At 60.6% G+C, this 22912-nt stretch carries 21 protein-coding genes; 13 read left to right on the top strand and 8 right to left on the bottom strand.

The features are described 5' to 3' along the window. Positions 1-162: 162 nt before the first annotated feature. The 6 genes from AACY08_RS14840 to AACY08_RS14815 are packed head-to-tail and all read left to right on the top strand — an operon-like array spanning position 163 to position 6845. A complete protein-coding gene (locus tag AACY08_RS14840) occupies positions 163-855 on the top strand; it encodes an RDD family protein (RefSeq protein ID WP_339470109.1) in 693 nt (230 codons plus the stop codon). Then, positions 852-1832: a stage II sporulation protein M gene (locus AACY08_RS14835; protein WP_339470108.1), complete on the top strand. Its 981-nt coding sequence runs from the start codon at positions 852-854 to the stop codon at positions 1830-1832. Before AACY08_RS14840 ends, AACY08_RS14835 begins: the two co-directional genes overlap by 4 nt. Further along, entirely contained in the window at positions 1819-3348 is a 1530-nt protein-coding gene (locus AACY08_RS14830; protein ID WP_339470107.1) for a DUF4129 domain-containing protein, read from the top strand. The genes AACY08_RS14835 and AACY08_RS14830 overlap by 14 nt, the downstream gene beginning before the upstream one ends. Beyond that, positions 3345-4514 (top strand): DUF4350 domain-containing protein, encoded by a 1170-nt coding sequence (locus AACY08_RS14825; protein WP_339470106.1) that lies wholly within the window; start codon positions 3345-3347, stop codon positions 4512-4514. Before AACY08_RS14830 ends, AACY08_RS14825 begins: the two co-directional genes overlap by 4 nt. After that, on the top strand, positions 4511-5506 hold the full coding sequence (locus AACY08_RS14820; RefSeq protein WP_339436024.1) for an AAA family ATPase: 996 nt from the start codon (positions 4511-4513) through the stop codon (positions 5504-5506). The genes AACY08_RS14825 and AACY08_RS14820 overlap by 4 nt, the downstream gene beginning before the upstream one ends. 7 nt (positions 5507-5513) lie before the next feature. Next, the gene (locus AACY08_RS14815; RefSeq protein ID WP_339470105.1) at positions 5514-6845 is read left to right on the top strand and encodes a DUF58 domain-containing protein; all 1332 of its coding nucleotides are present in this window, start codon (positions 5514-5516) and stop codon (positions 6843-6845) included. 57 nt (positions 6846-6902) lie between these two features. On the opposite strand, the gene AACY08_RS14810 is transcribed toward AACY08_RS14815, so the two are convergent. Then, positions 6903-7262 (bottom strand): PilZ domain-containing protein, encoded by a 360-nt coding sequence (locus AACY08_RS14810; RefSeq protein ID WP_339470102.1) that lies wholly within the window; start codon positions 7260-7262, stop codon positions 6903-6905. Between the two features lie 224 nt (positions 7263-7486). After that, a complete protein-coding gene (locus AACY08_RS14805) occupies positions 7487-7861 on the bottom strand; it encodes a hypothetical protein (protein ID WP_049711727.1) in 375 nt (124 codons plus the stop codon). A gap of 173 nt (positions 7862-8034) precedes the next feature. On the opposite strand from AACY08_RS14805, the gene pyk reads away from it, so the two are divergent. Continuing rightward, positions 8035-9486 carry a pyruvate kinase gene (gene pyk, locus AACY08_RS14800; protein ID WP_339417239.1) on the top strand — a complete coding sequence of 484 codons (1452 nt, stop codon included), beginning with the start codon at positions 8035-8037 and terminating at the stop codon, positions 9484-9486. A gap of 99 nt (positions 9487-9585) precedes the next feature. Here pyk and AACY08_RS14795 read toward each other — a convergent pair whose 3' ends face one another. Both AACY08_RS14795 and AACY08_RS14790 read right to left on the bottom strand, forming a co-directional pair. Next, the gene (locus AACY08_RS14795) at positions 9586-10335 is read right to left on the bottom strand and encodes an enoyl-CoA hydratase-related protein (protein ID WP_339470101.1); all 750 of its coding nucleotides are present in this window, start codon (positions 10333-10335) and stop codon (positions 9586-9588) included. Between the two features lie 30 nt (positions 10336-10365). After that, positions 10366-11298 (bottom strand): iron-sulfur-binding ferredoxin reductase, encoded by a 933-nt coding sequence (locus AACY08_RS14790; RefSeq protein WP_339470100.1) that lies wholly within the window; start codon positions 11296-11298, stop codon positions 10366-10368. A gap of 215 nt (positions 11299-11513) precedes the next feature. Here AACY08_RS14790 and AACY08_RS14785 point away from each other — a divergent pair, with 215 nt between their 5' ends. From AACY08_RS14785 to AACY08_RS14770, 4 genes are all read left to right on the top strand, one after another. Continuing rightward, positions 11514-13037, top strand: a complete 1524-nt coding sequence (locus tag AACY08_RS14785; protein WP_010208051.1) for a fumarate hydratase — start codon at positions 11514-11516, stop codon at positions 13035-13037. Positions 13038-13194: 157 nt separating this feature from the next. Continuing rightward, positions 13195-14961: an ATP-binding protein gene (locus AACY08_RS14780; protein WP_339470099.1), complete on the top strand. Its 1767-nt coding sequence runs from the start codon at positions 13195-13197 to the stop codon at positions 14959-14961. After that, a complete protein-coding gene (locus AACY08_RS14775; RefSeq protein ID WP_339436020.1) occupies positions 14955-16280 on the top strand; it encodes a sigma-54-dependent transcriptional regulator in 1326 nt (441 codons plus the stop codon). The genes AACY08_RS14780 and AACY08_RS14775 overlap by 7 nt, the downstream gene beginning before the upstream one ends. A 268-nt stretch (positions 16281-16548) precedes the next feature. Further along, positions 16549-17868, top strand: a complete 1320-nt coding sequence (locus AACY08_RS14770) for an MFS transporter (protein WP_339427478.1) — start codon at positions 16549-16551, stop codon at positions 17866-17868. A gap of 55 nt (positions 17869-17923) precedes the next feature. Here the strand turns inward: AACY08_RS14770 and AACY08_RS14765 are convergent, their stop codons facing one another. Then, a complete protein-coding gene (locus AACY08_RS14765) occupies positions 17924-18679 on the bottom strand; it encodes a COG4705 family protein (RefSeq protein ID WP_032890866.1) in 756 nt (251 codons plus the stop codon). Positions 18680-18869: 190 nt separating this feature from the next. Between AACY08_RS14765 and AACY08_RS14760 the strand changes: the two genes are divergently transcribed. Next, positions 18870-19502: a flavin reductase family protein gene (locus AACY08_RS14760; protein WP_339470098.1), complete on the top strand. Its 633-nt coding sequence runs from the start codon at positions 18870-18872 to the stop codon at positions 19500-19502. Between the two features lie 37 nt (positions 19503-19539). On the opposite strand, the gene AACY08_RS14755 is transcribed toward AACY08_RS14760, so the two are convergent. Together AACY08_RS14755 and AACY08_RS14750 are read right to left on the bottom strand one after the other, a co-directional pair. Next, on the bottom strand, positions 19540-19818 hold the full coding sequence (locus AACY08_RS14755) for a hypothetical protein (protein ID WP_339470096.1): 279 nt from the start codon (positions 19816-19818) through the stop codon (positions 19540-19542). 8 nt (positions 19819-19826) lie between these two features. Beyond that, on the bottom strand, positions 19827-20168 hold the full coding sequence (locus tag AACY08_RS14750) for an antibiotic biosynthesis monooxygenase family protein (protein WP_339417250.1): 342 nt from the start codon (positions 20166-20168) through the stop codon (positions 19827-19829). 327 nt (positions 20169-20495) lie between these two features. Between AACY08_RS14750 and AACY08_RS14745 the strand changes: the two genes are divergently transcribed. After that, positions 20496-21425, top strand: a complete 930-nt coding sequence (locus tag AACY08_RS14745) for an AraC family transcriptional regulator (RefSeq protein WP_339470095.1) — start codon at positions 20496-20498, stop codon at positions 21423-21425. A 35-nt stretch (positions 21426-21460) separates the two neighbouring features. Here the strand turns inward: AACY08_RS14745 and AACY08_RS14740 are convergent, their stop codons facing one another. Next, positions 21461-22888, bottom strand: a complete 1428-nt coding sequence (locus tag AACY08_RS14740; protein ID WP_339470241.1) for an ATP-binding protein — start codon at positions 22886-22888, stop codon at positions 21461-21463. Between the last annotated feature and the right edge of the window lie 24 nt (positions 22889-22912).

The raw sequence follows: 22912 nt of genomic DNA, 5'->3' as shown, positions 1-22912 counted from the left end.
ATTCCTGTCCTGAAGATCGACAAAGTCTAGGCGCTGAACGGCGTCCGCGACCAGCACCAAATGTACTGTACAAACATCCAGCAAAACCTTGAATGGTTGCTTCCAGCGCCGACACTGCTAGCATCCGTGTCTCCCAGCCTCTGCGCACTGCCAAGGATCGCGATGCCGTCAGCCCCATTGGACACCCGCTACCAGATCGAAACCCCTGAGGGCATCGACCTGCCCCTGCGCCCGGCCGGCCTGGTGCCACGCGTGCTGGCCTTTGCCTTCGACCTTGGTTTGCGCGGGATCGTCATGGGCATTCTGCTGGTGCCATTGGCCTTGCTCGGCAACGTCGGCATCGGCCTGGGTTCGCTGCTGCTGTTCCTGATCAGTTGGTGGTACATGGTGCTGTTCGAGGTACTCAACCAGGGCTGCTCACCCGGCAAACAGGTCATGGGGCTGCGTGTCGTCCAAGATGACGGCACTCCGGTTGGCTGGTCCGCATCACTGATCCGTAACCTGCTGCGGTTTGTCGACATGCTGCCATTCGGCTACTTTCTCGGCGCGATCAGTTGCCTGCAACACCCTCACTTCAAGCGCCTAGGTGACTTGGCCGCCGGCACACTGGTGATCTACCGGGAACAGTCGTTGCCGCGCCCTCAAATCCCGCAAGCGGCGGCCTTGCGCCTGCCCTTCGCCCTGGATTTGAATGAACAGCGGGCCATCCTTGGCTTCGCGGAACGTCAGGGTGAACTGTCCACCGAACGCGTTCATGAGTTGGCCTCTATTCTCGCCTCTCCCTTGCAGGTATCCCCGGCCCGCGCCGTGGAGCAACTCAATGGTGTTGCCCGTGGCCTATTGGGGCCGACATGAAACAGAGCCTTTTCGAAAGCCGCCACCAGCCTCAATGGCAAGCCTTTGCCGAACACCTGAAACAGTTGGAGCAGGGCAAGGCCAAAGCCAGTGACGTGGCCGACTTCCCCCATCAATACCGACGATTGTGCCAACACCTGGCCTTAGCCCAGGCGCGGGGCTACAGCAGCTATCTGATAGACCCGTTGCAACAACTGGCCCTGCGCGGCCACCAACAGCTCTACCGTCATCGCAGCCAATTGGCGGCAAATGTGCTCGGGTTCGTACTCGCTGATTTTCCTCGGTTGGTGCGCGAGCAATGGCGTTTCGTGCTGATCGCCAGCCTGCTGTTCTTTGGCAGCCTGGTGGGTATCGCGCTGTTGGTCTACCTGTTCCCCGACCTGATCTACAGCATCGTCAGCCCGCAGCAAGTGGCCGAGATGCAGGGCATGTATGACCCCGACGCCAGCCGCCTGGGCCGCGCCGCCGAGCGTGCGTCAAGCGAAGACTGGATGATGTTCGGCTACTACGTTATGCACAACACCGGCATAGCGTTCCAGACGTTTGCCGCCGGTTTACTGTTCGGGCTGGGCAGCGTGTTCTTTCTGATTTTCAACGGCCTGGTCATCGGTGCAGTCTCCGGGCACCTGACTGAAATCGGCTACGGGCAGACCTTCTGGTCATTCGTCATCGGCCATGGTGCATTCGAGCTGACAGCGATCGCGCTCGCCGGTGCCGCAGGCTTGCAACTGGGCTGGGCGCTGATTGCTCCAGGGCAATTGACCCGTGGCGAATCATTGCGGCGCGCGGCACGCAAGAGCGTGCAGATGTTGTGCGGCGTCATGATCTTCCTGCTGATCGCAGCCTTTATCGAAGCTTATTGGTCGTCCACCACCGCCATCACCCCTTGGGTCAAATACTTGGTGGGCGCTGCTCTGTGGCTGCTGGTGGCGGCTTACCTGGGCCTTGCCGGAAGGACTCGCTATGCGCGTGAGTGATGCAAGCGTGGTAATCCGCCCACGTACTGCCTGGGAAGCCATGGACCTTGGCGTATTGATGGCCCGCGAATATCGCCTGCTACTGATGGGCAGTTGGGCGCTGGTGAGCCTGCCAGTGTTCGTCTTACTCACTGCACTGCTGTGGCAGTACCCGTCTACTGCACTATTCGTGTTCTGGTGGCTCAAACCGGCCTTTGACCGCTTGCCGCTTTACATCCTGTCCAAGGCCTTATTTGGCGAAACACCCAGCATCAAGCAGGCCGTGCGCCAGTGGCCGAAACTGCTGAAAGGCCAACTGCTGGCCTGCCTGACCTGGCGACGGTTCAGCCTGAGCCGCAGCTTTTTGATGCCAGTGAGTCAACTCGAAGGCCTGGAGGGTCCGGCACGCCAAAAACGACTGGGCGTGCTGCAGCAACGTAACGCAGGAGCCGCACGTTGGTTGACAACCATCGGGGTGCACCTGGAAATCGGCCTGTGGTTTGGTTGCATGGCACTGCTCTATCTGTTCATTCCCCAGAACGTGGAGATGGAGTGGGACTGGCAACGTCTGGCACTGGCGACAAGCTCGGAAAAATTGTGGCTGGAACACCTGAGTAACGCGTTCTATGCCTTGATCCTGGTGTTTTGGGAGCCCATCTATGTCGCCTGCGGTTTCAGCCTTTACCTTAACCGCCGCACCGTACTCGAGGCCTGGGACCTGGAACTGGCGTTCCGACGCCTTCGTCAGCGCCTGAGCAGCGTAGCGCCGCTATTATTAGTGATAATAGGGCTGACGCTGCTGCCATTCAGCCCACCCGCCATGGCCGATGCTTCCAGCCCCGCCAAGCCACTGAACACCCAGGACGCGAGCCAATCCATCAAGTCGCTGCTGGATAAGCCTCCCTTCAAAAATCCGGAAACCGTTACCCGCTATCGCTTTGGCGAAGACAAGACCCCTGTTAAAAACAAGGCTCACAGCGACGGTAAACTCCCGTACTGGTTGAAGGCGCTGCTGAACAACCTCAACAGCAATACCTTCAAGCGCATCGCCCAGGGCTTGGAGGTACTGTTGTGGGGCCTGCTGATCGGCGTCTTGATCATGCTGGCATGGCGTTATCGCGACTGGTTGAGCACGTTTGTCAGCCGGCGCGGGCCGCGCAAGCCAAACGTCATGAAACCCGTGCCGACACAATTATTCGGTCTCGAACTGGGCACCGAAACCTTGCCCGACGATGTTGCCAGCGCCGCCGAGGACCTATGGGCCACCCAACCAAGGGAAGCCCTCGGCCTGCTGTACCGCGGCCTGTTAAGCCGACTGCTGCATGATTTCAATCTGCCGCTTAAAAGCGCTGACACGGAAGGCCAGGTCCTGGCGCGCGTGCACCAACTGCAACAACCGCAGTTGCTGGCCTTCAGTGACGAATTGACCCGCCATTGGCAAAACCTTGCCTACGGCCATCACCTTCCACCCCTTTCAGCCCAGCAAAAACTCTGCACTGATTGGCGCACCCTGTTCAGCTCGGGGAACAACCCATGAACCGGCCTCTAATATGGGTGGGACTATTGCTGGCGTGCCTGCTTGGCGCGGGTGGTTACTTCGTGTGGAGCAAGGCGATCCCCTACGACGAAGTGGTGGATCGCGGCCCTTCTCCAGAAGCCCTGGCAAACCCCTACCTGGCGGCGGAACACTTTCTAAGCCAACAAGGCCTGTCCGTGGACCATGCCAACAGCGCGGAACGGCTGACGACGCTGCCGGCCAAGGGCCACAGCCTTTTATTGCTTGGCGAGCGCAGCAACATGTCACCACGCCAGGTAGAGCAACTGTTAGCTTGGGTCAAATCCGGCGGCCATCTGTTATTGGTGGCCGAGGCGCTATGGGATGAAGAGACTGGCAAAAGCGGCGACCTGCTGCTCGATCGCCTGGATATCCACCAGACCTTGAGTGATGAACCTGAAGAGCTTGCACCTACAGAGAAGACGCCTCTCAAAAAGAAAGCCCCGGACCTGACCAAACTCTACGTCGACAATGAAACCGCACCGGCTTATGTCAGTTTCGACACGGACTTCAACCTTACCGACCCCAAGCACCTGGCCCAGTTTTCTGCCAACAGCGCAACGTCGAGCCACCTGATGCAACTCGACCTTGGCAGAGGCCGCGTCACGGTGATCACCGACAGTGACCTGTGGAAAACCCCGAGTATTGGTAGGCACGACAATGCCTGGCTGCTGTGGTATCTGACCCAGGGCACAGCCGTGACCCTGCTGTTCAACAGCGACTTCGACGACTTGTTTACCCTGCTGTTGCGGTACTTCCCCCAGGCTCTGGTCGCAGTCATTGCTTTGGTCGCCCTGGCACTGTGGCGGGCCGGAATGCGTCAGGGCCCGATCCAGCCTGCCCCACCCAATGCACGCCGCCAGTGGCAGGAACACCTGAAAGCCAGCGCCGACTTCCTGCTGCGCCGCAGCGGCCAGGGCACGCTGCTGCGTGCCCTGCAGCGCGATGTCTTGCGTGCCGCCAAGCGTCGTCACACCGGTTTTGAACACCTCGACAATGCAGAACAGTGGCGGGTACTTGAACACCTGACGCACCAACCCTCTCACGTCATCAGCCAGGCCCTTGGCCCACTTCCGGCAAAACGGCTTTCCAGCGCCGATTTCAGCCGGCAGGTGGCGTGCCTGCAAACCCTCAGGAATGCCCTATGAGCGAAATTCCAAGCGCCACTGCCCTGACCAGCGAAACCTTGCAACGTGCCAGCGGGCAAGCCCAGGCTCTGCGCACTGAATTGCGCAAGGCGGTGATTGGCCAGGACCAGGTGATCGACGATGTCCTGACTGCACTGATCGCCGGTGGCCACGTGCTGCTCGAAGGGGTGCCTGGGCTGGGCAAAACCCTGCTGGTACGCGCCCTCGCACGTTGCTTTGATGGCGATTTCGCGCGTATCCAGTTCACCCCGGACCTGATGCCCAGCGATGTCACCGGCCACGCCGTATATGACCTGCACACCGAGCAATTCAAATTGCGCAAAGGCCCGGTGTTCACCCACTTGTTGCTGGCCGACGAAATCAACCGCGCCCCGGCCAAGACCCAGGCGGCCTTGCTTGAGGCCATGCAGGAACGGCAAGTCACCCTTGAAGGCGAGGCGCTGCCTATCGGCCAACCGTTCATGGTACTGGCGACCCAGAACCCCATCGAACAGGAAGGCACCTACCCCTTACCGGAAGCGGAACTGGATCGTTTTATGCTCAAGGTGCGCATGGATTATCCCGACGCGCAGCAGGAGCTGGATATGGTGCGCGAAGTAACGCGCTCGTCCCGGGCCGACATGCTGGATGTACACCCATTGCGCACCGTATTGCAGGCCGAGGACGTGCTGCAACTGCAGCGGTTTGCCAGTGAATTGGCCCTGGATGAACAGGTGCTCGACTATGCCGTGCGCCTGGCGCGCACCACTCGTAGTTGGCCGGGGCTGACCATCGGCGCCGGGCCGCGGGCCTCCATCGCCCTGGTGCGTTGCGCGCGTGCTCGCGCCCTGTTGCGCGGTGGTGAATTCGTCACCCCGGACGACATCAAGGGATGCGCCTTGGCCGTACTGCGTCATCGGGTGCGTATAGCGCCAGAGTTGGACATCGACGGGCTGGAGGTCGACCAGGTGCTCAAGCAAATGCTCGATCAGATTCCGGCGCCTCGGCAATGACTCGCCCATGAAACCGACCCGTCTGCTGCTGAACTGGCTCGGCGTATTGCTGGCCTTGGGCATATTGCTAGGCACCGCAACAGCATTGCAGTTCAAGGTGCCCGACACCTTGCACTCAATCGCATGGGGGTTGCTCCTCGCACTGTTGCTGCTGGCTACGCTGGATGCGATACGCATGCGTCGGCGTCCATCCCCCCGTGTGCAACGACAGCTGCCCGGCAGCCTGGCGCTGGGACGGTGGGGCGAAGTACGGCTGGCTTTGGAGCATGACTTCCCACAGCCGCTGACGGTGCAGGTATTCGATCATGTCCCCGATGGATTGAGTGTCGAGAACCTGCCCCAGTCCATAGCGCTGCGCCCGGGTGAAAGCAGTGAGCTGGGTTACCGCCTTCGCCCTTTGCGGCGCGGGCATTTCAGTTTCAGTTGCTGTGAAATTCACCTGCCCAGCCCCATGGGCCTGTGGTCGGCGCGGCGACTTATCGATGTGAGCGATGCCACACGTGTCTACCCGGATTTCGCCCGACTGTACGGCGCGCAATTGCTGGGGGTGGACAACTGGCTGAGCCAACTGGGTGTGCGTCAACGTCAACGACGTGGATTGGGGCAGGCGTTTCATCAACTGCGCGAGTTTCGCGACGGTGACAGCCTAAGGCAGATCGATTGGAAGGCCACCGCCCGACAGCGCACGCCCATCGCCCGTGAATACCAGGATGAGCGCGACCAACAGATCGTGTTCATGCTTGATTGTGGACGACGCATGCGTAGCCAGGATGGCGAGCTGTCGCATTTTGACCACGCCCTCAATGCCTGTCTGTTGCTCAGCTACGTTGCCTTGCGCCAGGGTGATGCGGTGGGCCTGTGCACCTTTGCCGGTGACCCGCCACGCTACCTGGCACCGGTCAAGGGCAGCGGCCAGCTGAACCTGTTGCTCAACGCCGTGTACGACCTCGAGACCACCCGACGGACTGCCGATTACCAGACCGCGGCAAGTGATTTGCTGACTCGACAAAAGCGGCGCGCGTTGGTAATCGTGGTGACCAACCTGCGCGATGAGGACGATGAGGCACTGCTGACTGCAGTCAAGCGTATCAGCCGTCAGCACAGGGTGCTGGTCGCCAGTTTGCGCGAGGAAGTACTCGATCAACTGCGCCAGGCGCCCGTGCAAACCTTGCCTGAAGCCTTGGCCTACAGCGGCACCATCGACTACCTGAATACCCGCGACGAATTGCATGACCGCCTCGCCGCCCAAGGCCTATCCGTATTGGACACCTTGCCGTGTGAACTGGGACCGGCCCTGGTGACACGTTACCTGGGCTGGAAGAAAGCGGGTGCGCTCTGAAAAGAGCACGCGCACACGGCAGCCCCCCCAAAAAACCGGATAGAAAATGCACTGTGTCTAGGCCGAAGCCTGCAAGGGATCAAAACTGAAGTAGTGCAGCAACACGTTGATCAGTTGCCCATATTCCTCAGGAGCGTGGAGCACGCTGAAACCTGAATCGTACTGCTGCGGGTTGATATCCTCGTGGCTCCACAGGCAGGTTGCCGTCAGATCGATTGGATGGAAGGTGCCGTCAGCACTGGGAATCTTCAACCGCAGCTCGAAGTCCACGTCGACCATCATGGGCAATTGGCTGATTAACATCAGCCCACCTTCCGAGACATTGCCCAAGAAGCCGATGGGCTTATCGGTGAGACGGTTAAACACTTGCAGAAAGTAAGGTAGCTGATGCCGCTCAATCCGTCGGTCGGTAAACATGGTGAGATCGCCATCCAATGGCCATGACTGCGGCCGTGCCAGTGATTCGGTACGAGAAAAACCGCTCGCTCTCCCTGGATCTCGGTGCGACAACAGGCAATAGTTGCCGATGGACGGCCGCCGAGTCCGGACCCTTGATTCGTTCGAATGGAAACTTGTACAAACGAACATTCAAAGAATAGCTCAAGACTTGCAGCAGGCCAGTTATGAAATGACGAATATCATCAAAGGGAGGCTGGACGCGGCTGAGCGACGCGGGCTCCGGGGTAATGCCCAAGTTGTTGCAAGGTGTCGAGCCTCGCGCGAGCACGGTAGGCGTACTCACTCGACGGGTACTGATTAATGATGAATTGATAAGTCTGTACCGCGTCGACAAACAGCTTTTGCCGTTCCAGGCATTGGCCGCGCAACATCGAGACCTCCGGCTGTACATAACGCCGGGTACGACTTTCGCGGTCGACCTGGGACAATTCCAGGGTGACACGCTCACAATCACCGACCTTGTAGGCGCGGTAGGCATTGTTCAAATGGTGATCCATCGACCAACGGGTGCAGCCGACAACACTGACGGCCAGGGCAGCAATGAGCAAAATTCGCATGAGGGTTCTCCTGTCTTGTGCAGTGTATCGACCCATCGTCGAAAATCTTCAAGGATGTTCGTATTCAGCCACAACGAAAACAAGTCAATCGTCGATAAGTAGTGCAAACGAACAATGACTACAACGAAAGAGCATAGTAGCCTTCCTCAGCGCTTGAACTCAGGAGTCTGTGCATGTCCGTCCGTCGCACCAAAATCGTCGCCACCCTTGGCCCGGCCAGCAACTCGCCGGAAGTCCTCGAACAGCTGATTCTGGCTGGCTTGGACGTCGCCCGTCTGAACTTTTCCCACGGCACCCCAGACGAGCACAAGGCTCGCGCCAAGCTGGTGCGTGACCTGGCCGCCAAGCACGGCCGCTTCGTGGCACTGCTGGGTGACCTGCAAGGCCCGAAAATCCGTATCGCCAAATTCGCCAACAAGCGGATCGAGCTGAAGATCGGTGACAACTTCACGTTCTCCACCAGCCATCCGCTGACCGAAGGCAACCAGCAAGTCGTGGGTATCGACTACCCGGACCTGGTCAAGGACTGCGGCGTCGGTGACGAACTGCTGCTGGACGACGGTCGTGTTGTGATGCGCGTCGAAACCGCGACCCCGACTGAGCTGCATTGCGTCGTGTTGATCGGTGGTCCGCTGTCTGACCACAAAGGCATCAACCGTCGCGGTGGTGGCCTGACGGCGCCGGCCCTGACGGAAAAAGACAAGGCCGACATCAAGCTTGCCGCCGAAATGGAAGTGGACTACCTCGCGGTGTCCTTCCCGCGCGACGCCGCCGACATGGAATACGCCCGTAAACTGCGCGACGAAGCCGGCGGTACTGCCTGGCTGGTGGCGAAGATCGAACGCGCCGAAGCTGTGGCCAACGACGAAACCCTCGACGGCCTGATCAAGGCTTCCGACGCGGTGATGGTTGCGCGTGGCGACCTGGGCGTGGAAATCGGTGACGCTGAGCTGATCGGTATCCAGAAGAAGATCATCCTGCACGCGCGCCGCCACAACAAAGCGGTGATCGTAGCGACCCAGATGATGGAGTCGATGATCCAGAACCCGATGCCGACCCGCGCCGAAGTGTCCGACGTAGCCAACGCCGTGCTCGACTACACCGATGCGGTGATGCTCTCAGCTGAAAGTGCCGCTGGCCCGTATCCGCTGGAAGCGGTGCAAGCCATGGCGCGTATCTGCCTCGGCGCCGAAAAGCACCCGACCAGCAAGACCTCCAGCCACCGCATTGGCAAAGAGTTCGAAAGCTGCGACCAGAGTATCGCCCTGGCGGCCATGTACACCGCCAACCACTTCCCGGGTGTGAAGGCGATCATCGCCTTGACCGAAAGTGGCTATACGCCGCTGATCATGTCGCGCATCCGTTCCTCGGTACCGATCTATGCGTTCTCCCCGCACCGCGAAACCCAGGCCCGCGCGGCCATGTTCCGTGGCGTGTACACCGTCCCGTTCGACCCGGCTTCGTTGCCACCGCATGAAGTCAGCCAGGCGGCCATCGACGAGCTGATCAAGCGCGGCGTCGTGGAGAAAGGCGACTGGGTCATCCTGACCAAGGGCGACAGCTACCACACCATCGGTGGCACCAACGGCATGAAGATCCTGCACGTGGGCGACCCAATGGTCTGAGTGACGCGCTGAAAAACAAAAGCCCCGCCATGTGAATGGCGGGGCTTTTGTTTTTCAGATTGGTTTTTGTATTGGCTTCAATGGCCTAGCCATACAACATCAGCGCCGAGAAATGAAAGCCGACAACGCAGCAATCGCCTCCGGCGACCTCAACCGCTGGGTAAACAACGCGCCCTCCTCCTCAATCACCTGCCGCAATTGCTCGCGATCCACACTCTTCATGAGTTGCTTGGTCACCTGCACCGCTCCCGGCGCCAATGTCTCAAAGCGCTCGGCCATTTCCCGCGCCCTGGCCAACGCCGCCTCGCCGCTACCCAACGCCTCGGTGGCAATCCCCCACGCCGCCGCCTGCTCGCCGCTGAAGCCCTCGCCCAGCAGCAATAACTCAGCCGCCTTGGCGTGACCCAACAACCTCGGCAGGATCAGGCTCGAACCAAACTCCGGACACAGCCCCAGGTTGACGAACGGCATGCGCAATCGTGCATCACGGCTGACATACACAAGGTCGCAATGCAGCAGCAGGGTTGTACCGATACCCACCGCTGCACCTGCTACCGCGGCGATCACCGGCTTGCGGCAGTTGAGCAGGCTCTTCATGAAATGAAACGGTGGGCTGTCGAGGTCGCTGGGCGGCTGTTCGAGAAAGTCGCCGATGTCGTTGCCCGCAGTGAAACACTCACTGCTGCCCTGGATCAGCACGCAGCGGATATCCACATCCGCATCGGCCTGCTCGAGCGCCTCGGCCAATTGGGTATACATGGCCCGAGTCAGCGCATTTTTCTTCTCGGGACGATTGAGCTGCAGGATCATCAGCCCGCGTTCGCGGTGCTGCAGGAGGGCGTCAGTCATGGCAGATCTCGCGGCTGTGGAGTTCAGCGCTCAACCACGGGGCAGGAACACATCGGCCAGCAGTTGATTACGCGGCAGTCCCGCCAGGAACAGGCGCTTGGAAAAGGCCTCGACGCTGACGGGGTGACCGCAGAGTAGAGCCAGCGTTTGCCGCGAAACAAGCCGCAGTTGCGCCAATGCCTGTGCCGACCCGGCCGCCGTCCACAGCTCCACCGTGAGGTTGGGATGCTGCGCAGCCAACGCCGCCAAGGGTTCGGCGAGATAATGGCCTTGAGCATCATGGGCCAGGTGAATCACGCGGATGGCGCCCTGGTGATCCTGGCGCAGCGCCTCGCGCAACACGCCCCACAACGGCCCTAACCCTGTGCCGGAGGCCAGCAGCCACAGCGGTCGGGATTGCCAGTCGGGGTCGTATTGCAGCGCACCGCCACGCAGTTCGCCCAGGCGCAGGTGATCGCCAATCTGCAACTGCCGGGCAAGATCGCTGAATTCGCCGGGGTGGCAGCAGTCAAGGTGAAACTCCAGAAAGGGATCTTCCTGTGGCAGGCTCGCCAGGGAATATGGACGTGCCACCTGCCCCGCCCACAACACCAGGTGCTGCCCGGCCCGGTAACGCAGGCCACGCTCCGACTGCAGGCGCAGGCGCAGCACGCTCGGATTCAGCCAATCAGCACCCACTACCTGCGCCGGCAAACCCTCACGCGTCGGGTCAAACGCCTCGACCCGCACATCCCCGCTGACCTGGCACTGACAGGCCAACCGCCAGCCATCCTGGCGTTGCGCCGGGCTCAAGGCCTCGGGTTGCTTGTCCTCGACATCACCTTGGCAACGCACCAGGCAGGCATGGCAACTCCCAGCGCGGCAACTGTAAGGCACAGCAACACCTGCCTGGTTCAGGGCATCCAGCAGGTTGCTGCCGGTGGATACCGACCAATGGCGTTCGCCGACGTACAGTTCAGGCATATAAGGACTCCATCATAAGAGGCGCGCACAGGGAATCATGCCTGCGACAGTTTGACCATAGTCGGGTGTATCGGCCACCGTGTCGGGTTATACTGCCGCGCCTTTTTAGCGTCGCGCCTGCACCAGTGGCGTGCCTTGGAAAGGTGGTTTCAGCCGACCGATGCACCCCACTGAAGCCACCTTATTGAATGTTCCCTTATAGAGGAGCGCGACTCATGACCGTGATCAAGCAAGACGACCTGATTCAGAGCGTTGCTGACGCCCTGCAATTCATTTCCTACTACCATCCGGTTGATTTCATCCAGGCCATGCACGAAGCCTACCTGCGCGAAGAATCGCCAGCGGCCCGTGACTCCATCGCCCAGATCCTGATCAACTCGCGCATGTGCGCCACCGGCCATCGCCCGATCTGCCAGGACACCGGTATCGTTACCGTGTTCGTGCGCGTGGGCATGGACGTACGTTGGGATGGCGCCACCATGGGCCTGGACGACATGATCAACGAGGGCGTGCGTCGCGCCTACAACCTGCCGGAAAACGTCCTGCGTGCATCCATCCTGGCCGACCCGGCAGGCGCGCGTAAGAACACCAAGGACAACACCCCGGCGGTCATCCACTACTCCATCGTCCCGGGTAACACCGTGGAAGTGGACGTAGCGGCCAAGGGTGGCGGTTCCGAGAATAAGTCGAAAATGGCCATGCTCAACCCGTCCGACTCGATCGTCGACTGGGTCTTGAAGACCGTTCCGACCATGGGTGCCGGCTGGTGCCCACCGGGCATGCTCGGCATTGGCATCGGCGGTACCGCCGAAAAAGCCGCCGTGATGGCCAAGGAAGTGTTGATGGAATCCATCGACATCCACGAGCTGAAAAAGCGCGGCCCGCAGAACCGTATCGAAGAGATGCGCCTGGAGCTGTTCGAGAAGGTCAACCAACTGGGCATCGGCGCCCAGGGCCTGGGTGGCCTGACCACGGTGCTCGACGTCAAAATCATGGACTACCCGACCCACGCCGCCTCGCTGCCGGTGTGCATGATCCCCAACTGCGCCGCCACCCGTCACGCACACTTCGTGCTCGACGGTTCGGGCCCGGCGTCGCTGGAAGCGCCACCGCTGGACGCCTACCCGGAAATCGTCTGGGAAGCCGGCCCATCGGCCCGTCGCGTCAACCTCGACACCCTGACCCCAGAAGAAGTGCAGAGCTGGAAGCCGGGCGAGACCGTGTTGCTCAACGGTAAGATGCTCACCGGTCGCGATGCGGCGCACAAGCGCATGGTCGAGATGCTGAACAAGGGCGAAACCCTGCCAGTGGACCTCAAGGGTCGCTTCATCTACTACGTTGGCCCGGTTGATCCGGTGCGCGAAGAAGTGGTTGGCCCGGCTGGCCCGACCACCGCGACGCGGATGGACAAGTTCACGCGTCAGATCCTCGAGCAAACCGGCCTGCTGGGCATGATCGGCAAATCCGAGCGCGGCCCGACCGCCATCGAAGCGATCAAGGACCACAAAGCCGTGTACCTGATGGCCGTTGGCGGTGCTGCTTACCTGGTGGCGCAAGCCATCAAGAAGTCGCGCGTTGTCGCCTTCGCCGAACTGGGCATGGAAGCGATCTACGAGTTCGACGTGAAAGACATGCCGGTCACCGTTGCGGTGGACAGCAAGGGCGAATCCGTGCACATCACCGGTCCTGCCATCTGGCAGAAAAAGATCAGTGAAAGCCTGGCGGTAGAAGTGCAGTAAGCGCTTCTTTCGCGGGGACAAAGGCGACTGCGGCTCATGGCCCAGTCGCCTTTTTATTGCCTGCTGATTTCTCTGCCGTGAGCCGGCCCCGCTCGCCACAACATTAACGTCGCGCATGCTATGGTGCACTCCCCTTTCTGCGCCTGCTCATCACCGTATGATCGTGATCCCTCGCCCCCTGCGCCTGACCTTCTATTCCTTGCTGATCATCGCCGGTGCGGTGCTGGCCGCGGCCTTGGCCACGCGCCATGCCGAACGCCAGGCTCTGGGGGAGGATGCGGCCCGTGCCAACCAGCAACTCGCGCTGTATGCCAACTCACTGCATACCCTGATCGAACGCTACCGAGCGCTCCCGGCTGTGCTGGCGCTGGACTCGGAGATGATCAATGCCTTGAAAAGGCCGGTGGATGCTCAAACTCAGGACGTACTGAACCGCAAGCTCGAACGCATAAACGGTGCCGCGCAATCGTCCACCCTGGAATTGATGGACCGCACCGGCCTCGCCGTTGCCGCCAGCAACTGGAGCCTGCCGAGCAGCTATGTCGGCCATAACTACGCCTTCCGGCCGTATTTCATCCAGACCCTGAGCCAGGGCACCGGGCGTTTTTACGCGGTCGGCGTGACCACTGGCATACCGGGTTACTTTCTCTCCAGCGCCGTGGTGGACGAGCACGAACAGTTTCTCGGCGCCATGGTGGTCAAGCTGGAGTTCCCCGAACTTGAGCGCGAGTGGGCCCAGGGCAATGACCTGCTGCTGGTCAGCGACGCGCGTGGCATCGTGTTTATCGCCAATCAACCGGGCTGGCGTTATCGCAACCTGCGGCCGCTGTCGGCCAGCGATCTCGCCGAACTCAAGGCCACCCGCCAATACGACAAAAAACACCTGCAGCCGTTGGACACCCAGACGCTGCAACGCTTTGACGAAAACAGCCATTTGATGCGCGTCAATGGTCCGGACGGTAACGCCAATTACATCTGGGAATCCCTGCCGCTGAAGGCCGAAGGCTGGACCCTGCACCTGCTGCGTAAACCGCAGTTCGCTTTTGAGGACCAGCGCAACGCCGGCCTCGCCGCCGCCGGTTCCTGGCTGGCGCTGGTGTTCCTGGTGCTGTTCCTGACCCAGCGCTGGCGCCTGGCCCGCCTGCGCCAGCGCAGCCGCGAAGAGCTTGAGCAACTGGTGGAAGAACGCACCCAGGCGCTACGCACTGCCCAGGATGGCCTGGTGCAGTCGGCCAAATTGGCGGCACTGGGGCAAATGTCCGCCGCCCTCGCCCATGAAATCAATCAGCCGCTGACCGCCCAGCGCATGCAGTTGGCCACCTTGCGCCTGCTGCTGGATCACGGCCGCGTCGACGACGCCTACAAGGCGCTCACGCCGCTGGACGACATGCTCACGCGCATGGCCGCGCTCACCGGCCACCTCAAGACCTTCGCGCGCAAAAGCCCGAGCGGCCTGCGTGAACGACTGGACTTGGCCAGCGTGGTCGATCAGTCCTTGCACCTGCTCGACGCACGCTTGCGCGATGAAGCCATCGGCGTCGTGCTGGACCTGACACGCCCCGCCTGGGTCCGTGGCGATGCAATCCGCCTGGAACAGGTACTGATCAACCTGCTGCGCAACGCGCTCGACGCCATGGCCGAAAAGCCACGTAAACGCCTGGAAATCCGCCTGCACGCCGATGAACAACTGTGGCAACTCACCGTCAGCGACAGCGGCGGCGGGATTGCCGAAGAACACCTGAACAACGTGTTCGACCCGTTCTTCACCACCAAGCCAGTGGGTGACGGGCTCGGCCTGGGGCTGGCAGTGTCCTACGCTATCGTGCACGAACTGGGCGGCCGCCTGATCGCCGCCAACCGTGGCGACGGCGCGGCTTTCACCCTGACCCTGCCTATCGCGCTGGAGACGCCCGACCTATGTTGAACGCGGTGATTGTGGTCGACGACGAAGCCAGTATCCGTAAGGCGGTCGAGCAGTGGTTGAGCCTGTCTGGGTTTGAAGTGCAGTTGTTCAGCCGCGCCGAGGAATGCCTGGCGAAACTGCCCAAGGACTTTCCCGGGGTGATCCTGAGCGACGTACGTATGCCGGGGCTCAGCGGCCTGGAACTGTTGGCCGAAGTGCAGCGCCGTGATGCGGATTTGCCGGTGATATTGCTGACCGGCCACGGCGATGTGCCGATGGCCGTCGACGCCATGCGCGACGGTGCCTACGACTTCCTGGAAAAACCCTTCAGCCCCGACGCCCTGCTCAACAGCCTGCGCCGCGCCTTGGACAAGCGTGGATTGATCCTGGAAAACCGTCGCCTGCATCAACAGGCCGATCATCGCGCACAGTTGGAGTCGACCCTTTTAGGCGTGTCTAGAGGTTTGCAAACCCTACGCCGCCAGGTGCTGGATTTGGCGAGCCTGCCGGTCAATGTGCTGATCCGTGGCGAGACCGGCAGTGGCAAGGAGCGGGTTGCCCGTTGCCTGCATGACTTCGGCCCCCGGGCGAAAAAACCCTTTGTGGCACTCAACTGCGCGGCGATCCCCGAGCAGTTGTTCGAGGCCGAGCTGTTCGGCCACGAAAGCGGCGCATTCACCGGCGCCCAGGGCAAGCGCATCGGCAAACTGGAATACGCCCACGGCGGCACGCTGTTCCTCGATGAAATCGAAAGCATGCCGCTGGCCCAGCAGGTGAAACTGCTGCGCGTATTGCAGGAACAGAAGCTCGAGCGACTGGGCTCCAACCAAAGTATCCACGTGGATCTGCGCATCATCGCCGCCACCAAGCCGGACCTGCTGGAAGAGGCCCGCGCCGGGCGCTTTCGCGAAGACTTGGCCTACCGATTGAACGTCGCGCAATTGCGCCTACCGCCCTTGCGTGAGCGCCGTGAAGATATCCCGTTGCTGTTCGACCACTTTGCACAGAGTGCCGCCGAACGCCTGGGCCGCCGCGTTGAACCGCTGAGCGGTGCGCAACTGGGGCGCCTGCTCAGCCATGACTGGCCGGGCAATGTGCGTGAATTGGCCAACGTTGCCGAGCGCCAGGTACTGGGCCTTGGCGAGCCGGAACCGGAAGGCGTCGAGGCCGGACAATCGTTGGCGGCGCAGCAGGAGGCGTTTGAAGCACATTGCCTGAAGGCTGCGCTGACGCGGCACAAGGGCGATATCAAGGCCGTGCTGGCCGAGCTGCAACTGCCCCGGCGAACCTTGAATGAGAAGATGCAGCGGCATGGGTTGGTGCGAGAGATGTTTCTCTAGCGACCTTCTGATCGCCATCGCTGGCAGGCCAGCGCCCACAGTTGACGGTGTTCACCATTCAAAATATGGGAGCTGGCCTGCGATGACGCCGGTGTCCATAAGCGGATTTCCGCTCATCACCTGCAAATTATCAGCGACTTTCCGCTCAAAAAAACCCTGTAACCCTTCTATTCCGGGCCTTCATCTACCTGGCACAGCTCCTGCTTTAGCCCAAGCCAGGCAGTGCTCAAGCACGCTCCACAAAAACAATTAGATGAAGGATCCTTCAATGGATAACTCCAACTCCCTGCCTCTGGGGTCGGCGGCTGCGCCGGCAAAAGCACGCACCACTTCCAGCCGGATCAAATCGATTTTCAGCGGATCGGTCGGCAACATGGTCGAGTGGTACGACTGGTACGTCTACGCCGCTTTCTCGCTGTACTTCGCCAAAGCCTTCTTCCCGAAAGGCGACACCACCGCCCAACTGCTCAACACTGCCGCGATCTTCGCCGTCGGCTTCCTGATGCGCCCGATCGGTGGCTGGCTGATGGGCCTGTACGCCGACAAAGTCGGGCGTAAAAAGGCCCTGATGGCCTCGGTCTACTTGATGTGCTTCGGCTCGCTGCTGATTGCCCTGAGCCCGGGTTATGAAATGATTGGTATCGGTGCGCCGATCCTGCTGGTGTTTGCCCGCTTGCTGCAGGGGCTGTCGGTCGGGGGCGAATACGGTACCTCCGCCACTTACCTCAGCGAGATGGCGACCAAGGAACGTCGTGGTTTCTACTCCAGCTTCCAGTACGTAACCCTGATCTCGGGCCAGCTCATCGCCCTGGCGGTACTGATCGTGCTGCAGCAAGTGCTGACCACCGAGCAGTTGTACGCGTGGGGCTGGCGTATCCCGTTCGCCATCGGCGCCCTGTGTGCAGTCGTCGCGCTGTACCTGCGTCGCGGCATGGAAGAAACCGAGTCGTTCACCAAGAAGGAAAAAGCCAAGGAAAGCGCGATGCGCACCTTGATGCGCCACCCCAAGGAACTGATGACCGTGGTCGGCCTGACCATGGGCGGCACCCTGGCCTTCTACACCTACACCACCTACATGCAGAAATACCTGGTGAACACCGTCGGCATGAGCATTTCCGACTCCACCACCATCTCGGCGGCGACGCTGTTTCTGTTCATGTGCCTGCAACCGATCGTCGGCGGGCTGTCGGATAAAGTCGGCCGTCGGCCAATCCTGATCGCCTTCGGTATCCTCGGCACCCTGTTCACCGTGCCGATCCTCACCACCCTGCACACCATCCAGAGCTGGTGGGGCGCGTTCTTCCTGATCATGGCAGCACTGATCATCGTCAGCGGTTACACCTCGATCAACGCCGTGGTGAAGGCCGAGCTGTTCCCGACTGAAATCCGCGCACTGGGTGTGGGCCTGCCCTATGCACTGACCGTGTCGATCTTCGGCGGTACCGCTGAATACATCGCACTGTGGTTCAAGAGCATCGGCATGGAAACCGGTTACTACTGGTATGTGACGGCGTGTATTGCAGTGTCGCTGGTGGTCTACTTGACCATGAGAGACACGCGCAAGCATTCGCGGATTACCACCGACTAAACATGTGGGAGGGGGGCAAGCCCCCTCCCATATTGGTTTTATATCGCTGAGTTAATCAGGACAGTTCCGCCACCTCGTTGCGCCCATACCGCCGCTGCGCATACGACGCCCCGGCAATCATCACCACCAACACCGCCGCCAATACCGCCGATGATCCAATGGTGCCGAAATCCAGCCCGCCCTTTTCATGGGGCTTGGTCAGGAAGTCGCCCAGGGTTGCACCAAACGGCCGGGTCAACACAAACGCCACCCAGAACAACAACACCGACGAGATTTGGGTGAAGTACTTGAGCGCCACCACCGCAGCGATGGTCGAGCCAATCAACAAGGCACCACCGGCGAAGCCGAGACCCGAATCATCCGCCAGGAAGTCGCCCAATGCGGTGCCCAGGGTGTTGGAGAACAGGATCGCCATCCAATAGAACAACTCACCCCGGAAGGTCTGCACCTTGTTCACGTTCAGCGAGTCACCGCTGAGGTGCCACAACGCAAAGATGATCATCAGGATCACGATCAGGATCATCGACCCCGTGGCGTAACCCAGCCCCAGGGTACGGTCCATGAAGTCGGACATCGTGGTACCCGCAGTACTGGTGGACAAAATCACGATCCAATACAGCACCGGGTTGTAGGTTTTGGACCAGAGTTGCGTCACCAGGGTGACCAGGAACACGCTGATCAAAATCATCGAACTGATCGCGTAACCGACATTTAGGGTCATCGACAACAAGTCCCCGGCGGTTTCGCCCAAGGTGGTTGCGCAGATTTTCATGACCCAGAACGCCAGGGTGATCTGAGGAAGTTTATTCATAAGTAGAAGGCTCCGAAGCTCAGTCTTTCGATGGCCGACTTATAGGGATGTCGACCTTGAGCGCAGACTGAACGGACCGCTGTGAAAAATAGGTGGGCGATGAATGAAAATTCCATGGCTTGATGGAAATTCGCTGCCACGGGCTGCACTATGACTGCCTCCCAGAATTGCGTAGCAGGAACCCCGGCTCATGTCTGACGATATCCATTTCTACGAACCCGCCATCGGCCACGGCCTGCCCCATGACCCATTCAATGCCATCGTTGGTCCACGGCCAATCGGCTGGATCTCGTCGCACGACAGCGCAGGCCGCCTGAACCTGGCGCCCTACAGCTTCTTCAATGCGTTCAACTACATTCCGCCGATCATTGGGTTTTCCAGCGTCGGGCGCAAAGACAGCCTGAACAACATCGAGCAGACCGGCGAGTTTGTGTGGAACCTGGCGACCCGCCCGTTGGCCGAGCAGATGAACCAGAGCTGCGCCGCCGTATCGCCAGAGGTAAACGAATTCGAGTTGTCCGGCTTGACGCCGGTAGCTTCGAAGATCGTTGGCGTACCACGGGTGGGCGAGAGCCCGGTGTCGTTCGAGTGCAAGGTGACGCAAATCATCCAACTGCAACGTGCCGACAAGGCGCTGGTGCCGAGCTGGCTGGTGCTGGGCGAGGTGGTCGCGGTGCATATCGCCAAGTGGCTGCTCAAGGATGGCATCTATGACACCGCCGCCGCCGAGCCGATTTTGCGTGGCGGCGGGCCGGCAGATTACTTCCAGCTAGGGCCGGAGGCGCTGTTCAAGATGTATCGCCCTGGTGCCACAAAACCCTGATTGGCCTGCGGTCTAAATGTGGGAGCGGCAGCGCGCTCTAGTTTTCGGCAGTTGCCCAACTCAGCTGACCGTCTTCATCGACATCGACCAATCGCTCCAATTGCACAGTGGCCGCATCATCAGCATCGGAAGCCGTCTTGAACGTCTGTCCATCAAGGATCTTGTGAAACCGAGGTGCGCCCATGCCATCGAGTGCCTTGACGGCAACGGCGGCGCTGTAGCCACCTTCTCCGGGTACGACGGCGGAAACGGCTTCGTGTTGAGCAAATTGTTTACGTGCCATGTTGCAGGTCCTGGCCAATGGAAAGTCGGCCATTCTAAACCCTAACCGGCGAGTTGCAGGTACTCGCCATAGGCATTGGCGGCTGAGGCATCGGTAAAGGTCTGGAAGTCCATGCTGCGAACCACCCTGTCGTTCAACAGCTCGGTAAAAATCATCAGGGCCGGAGAATTGAAGTAGGCGCTCATCGCCTGCTCGCTGCTCCAAAAGCCCGAGACCAGCCAGACATCGGGGTCGACCTGGGAACGCTGCAACGAGAATTGCAGGCAACCCTGAGCCTGGCGGCCCGGTTCGATCAAACTGCTCAAGCGTGCACCGAGTTCGGTGCTGCACCCGGTGCGGGCGCGGATAAAGGCCATATGGCTCGCGGGAATGGGGGTGGACATGTTCGACTCTCCCGTTGAGAAGTGATGCTCGGCAAGCACTGTGGGGGCGTGTTGCCACAGGATCAACGATAACGGCGCAGGTGCGGGCGCGGTTAGTCGATTCCTGCTGGCTTATTGCACAATCCTGCGAGAAGCGCAGATAGGACGTTTGGCCCCGGCATTTATTCCAAGGGCAACCGCCTTGTTTCAGGGAGATGACAGTCCCCACGATTGCCTGATTCACGGTGTGCCGCAGGATCAGGCAAGGATTGTGCAGAATCGACGTAACACTGTTTGCACAGCCGCCGCTAAGCTGATCCCATCGAAGTAGCCTGTAGAGGACGCCCCATGCCGTCGCCCGAACCCCGATCCCTCCCCCTCGATGCCGAGATGGAAAAGCAGCGCGCCGAACTGGCGAGCATTGTGCAGCGGCATACCTGGGAAGACGGCTCATACGGTACGGCAATCACCTCGCTGTACCTGAACCGCCACAATGCACCGCGCGACTTCATGCCGGTACTGGTGGAGCCGGCCCTGTGCATTCTGGCCAGCGGCAGCAAGGAAGTACGCCTCGCGGATGAAGTGTTCGCCTACGACCCGCTCAATTACCTGGTGTTCTCGGTAGCGATGCCGGTGGCTGGCCGGATCATGGAGGCCACGCCGCAAGACCCCAACCTGTCGATCAGGATCAACATCGACCCGGCCCAACTCACTGCGCTGATCGCGGAAGCCGGCCCGATGGGTGTGCCGTCGCGCCCGACCTCCCGCGGCATGTACGTCGACCGCATCGACAACCAGTTACTCGACGCGGTGCTGCGCCTGGCGCGGTTGCTGGATACGCCCAAAGACATCGCCATGCTTGCGCCGCTGATCAATCGGGAAATTCTTTATCGCCTGTTACGGGGTCCGCAGGGCTATCGGTTGTATGAAATTGCCGTGGCCAACAGCCAGAGCCACCGAGTGAGCCAGGCGATCAAGTGGTTGAACAGCAACTACGAGCAACCGCTGCGCATCGACGACTTGGCCAGGGAAGTGAACCTGAGCGTCTCGACCTTGCACCACCGCTTCAAGGCAATTACAGCCATGAGCCCGTTGCAATACCAGAAACAGTTGCGCTTGCAGGAAGCGCGGCGGTTGATGATTGCCGAGGGGCTCGAGGCGTCGGCGGCGGGATATCGCGTGGGGTATGAGAGCGCGTCACAGTTCAGCCGCGAATACAGCCGGTTGTTTGGGGCGCCGCCATTGAGGGATTTGGCTAGATTGCGCCAAAGCATCTGACCGGATGGAGATCAACGTGTGGGATCCGCGTTTATTCAGTCGAGGCCGCGAGGCAGTTGAAGAGTCACGCGCAACCCGCCCTCACGCAGGTTCTGCAAACTGACTTCACCGCCATGGCTGTGGGCAATATTGCGCGCAATCCCTAATCCCAAGCCGTAACCCTGCTGGTGCCCGGCCAGACGAAAGTGCGGTTCAAACACTTGCTCCAGCCGCTGCTCCGGAACCCCAGGCCCCTCGTCATCCACGTGCAGAACGAACTCCGAGCCATCATCCTCGATGTGCAAATGCGCGTTCTGCCCGTATTTCAACGCGTTGTCGATCAGGTTGCCGATGCAACGTTTGAGCGCCAGCGGCTTGCCGGGATAAGGGGTCAGTGCACGGCCATGCTGGGTGACGCGCCCATTGCCGTTCGGCGCCAGGTACGGTTCCACCAGGCAGTCGAGCACGTGGTTCAGGTCCACCGGCTCGATATTTTCGTGAATATCGGTGTCTTTCACGCATTGCAGCGCGCCTTTCACCAGCAACTCTAATTCATCAAGATCTCGGCCGAATTTGGTTTGCAGGTTTTCGTCCTCAAGCAGTTCCACGCGCAGGCGCAGACGGGTAATCGGTGTGCGCAAATCATGGGAAATGGCGCTGAACAACTGGCTGCGCTCGGTCAGGTAGCGGCTGATACGTTCGCGCATCGCGTTGAACGCACGGCCCACTTCCACCACTTCGCTGCCGCCGCCTTCGGCTACCGGCTCTACGTCAGCCCCCAAGGACATATCCCGCGCCGCCCTCGCCAGGCGTTTGAGGGGCCGACTCTGCCAGTGCACCAACAAGCCGATAAACAGCAGCAGGAAACCGCTGGTCAGCACGATAAACCACACTTGCTGGGACGGCAGGCCTTGTTCTTCAAGACTGGTGTAGGGCTCGGGCAGCAGCGAAGCGATGTACAGCCATTCGCCCGGGGCGAGTTGGATCTGGGTCACCAACACGGGCGGATTCACCGGTTCCAGGGTCAACGCGTAATGCGCCCAGGAGCGCGGCAATTCGTCGAGTTTCAGGCCGGCGTTGAAGATGCGCAGGTCTTCGGTGCTGACGAACTCCACCGAGATGTGCACGTCGGCACCGAGGGTCTGGCGCAGCACTTCATCCACGGCCACCAGCACGGCCTGCTTGCGCGGGGTCTGCGGCAAGACCTCCATGTCCAGCGGTCGGTCGTTGAGGGTGACCACGAAACGGGTGCCGCCCATGCTGCGCAATTGATCCAGGACCAACGGGCGGTACGCCACCGGCAACGAACGGAAGTAGCTCACGCTGGCGGTCATCGAATGCGCCAGGCTGCGGGCACTGGTGACCAGGCCCTCGAGCTGGGTGGCGCGCAACTGCGACACCCAGATCACGCTGGACAGCGCCTGGGCAAACAACACTGCCAGCAGCGTCAGTAGCAGCATGCGCCCCAGCAGCGAGCGTGGCACCGGGAAACGGCGGCGGCGCTCGGT

The sequence above is a fragment of the Pseudomonas sp. EL_65y_Pfl1_R83 genome, assembly GCF_963970695.1.
GTDB classification, from domain to species: domain Bacteria; phylum Pseudomonadota; class Gammaproteobacteria; order Pseudomonadales; family Pseudomonadaceae; genus Aquipseudomonas; species Aquipseudomonas tritici.
The sequence above is the reverse complement of the archived record's forward strand: the minus strand, read 5'-3'. Positions and strand labels throughout refer to the sequence as shown.

Excerpts from the sequence above, each read along its gene's own strand:
- AACY08_RS14815 (WP_339470105.1), top strand. The coding sequence starts at position 5,514 with ATGAAACCGACCCGTCTGCTGCTGAACTGGCTCGGCGTATTGCTGGCC.
- AACY08_RS14805 (WP_049711727.1), bottom strand. The coding sequence starts at position 7,861 with ATGCGAATTTTGCTCATTGCTGCCCTGGCCGTCAGTGTTGTCGGCTGC.
- AACY08_RS14780 (WP_339470099.1), top strand. The coding sequence starts at position 13,195 with ATGATCGTGATCCCTCGCCCCCTGCGCCTGACCTTCTATTCCTTGCTG.
- AACY08_RS14840 (WP_339470109.1), top strand. The coding sequence starts at position 163 with ATGCCGTCAGCCCCATTGGACACCCGCTACCAGATCGAAACCCCTGAG.
- AACY08_RS14750 (WP_339417250.1), bottom strand. The coding sequence starts at position 20,168 with ATGTCCACCCCCATTCCCGCGAGCCATATGGCCTTTATCCGCGCCCGC.
- AACY08_RS14785 (WP_010208051.1), top strand. The coding sequence starts at position 11,514 with ATGACCGTGATCAAGCAAGACGACCTGATTCAGAGCGTTGCTGACGCC.
- AACY08_RS14745 (WP_339470095.1), top strand. The coding sequence starts at position 20,496 with ATGCCGTCGCCCGAACCCCGATCCCTCCCCCTCGATGCCGAGATGGAA.
- AACY08_RS14770 (WP_339427478.1), top strand. The coding sequence starts at position 16,549 with ATGGATAACTCCAACTCCCTGCCTCTGGGGTCGGCGGCTGCGCCGGCA.
- pyk (WP_339417239.1), top strand. The coding sequence starts at position 8,035 with ATGTCCGTCCGTCGCACCAAAATCGTCGCCACCCTTGGCCCGGCCAGC.
- AACY08_RS14830 (WP_339470107.1), top strand. The coding sequence starts at position 1,819 with ATGCGCGTGAGTGATGCAAGCGTGGTAATCCGCCCACGTACTGCCTGG.
- AACY08_RS14795 (WP_339470101.1), bottom strand. The coding sequence starts at position 10,335 with ATGACTGACGCCCTCCTGCAGCACCGCGAACGCGGGCTGATGATCCTG.
- AACY08_RS14765 (WP_032890866.1), bottom strand. The coding sequence starts at position 18,679 with ATGAATAAACTTCCTCAGATCACCCTGGCGTTCTGGGTCATGAAAATC.
- AACY08_RS14755 (WP_339470096.1), bottom strand. The coding sequence starts at position 19,818 with ATGGCCGACTTTCCATTGGCCAGGACCTGCAACATGGCACGTAAACAA.
- AACY08_RS14775 (WP_339436020.1), top strand. The coding sequence starts at position 14,955 with ATGTTGAACGCGGTGATTGTGGTCGACGACGAAGCCAGTATCCGTAAG.
- AACY08_RS14810 (WP_339470102.1), bottom strand. The coding sequence starts at position 7,262 with ATGTTTACCGACCGACGGATTGAGCGGCATCAGCTACCTTACTTTCTG.
- AACY08_RS14790 (WP_339470100.1), bottom strand. The coding sequence starts at position 11,298 with ATGCCTGAACTGTACGTCGGCGAACGCCATTGGTCGGTATCCACCGGC.
- AACY08_RS14835 (WP_339470108.1), top strand. The coding sequence starts at position 852 with ATGAAACAGAGCCTTTTCGAAAGCCGCCACCAGCCTCAATGGCAAGCC.
- AACY08_RS14820 (WP_339436024.1), top strand. The coding sequence starts at position 4,511 with ATGAGCGAAATTCCAAGCGCCACTGCCCTGACCAGCGAAACCTTGCAA.
- AACY08_RS14760 (WP_339470098.1), top strand. The coding sequence starts at position 18,870 with ATGTCTGACGATATCCATTTCTACGAACCCGCCATCGGCCACGGCCTG.
- AACY08_RS14825 (WP_339470106.1), top strand. The coding sequence starts at position 3,345 with ATGAACCGGCCTCTAATATGGGTGGGACTATTGCTGGCGTGCCTGCTT.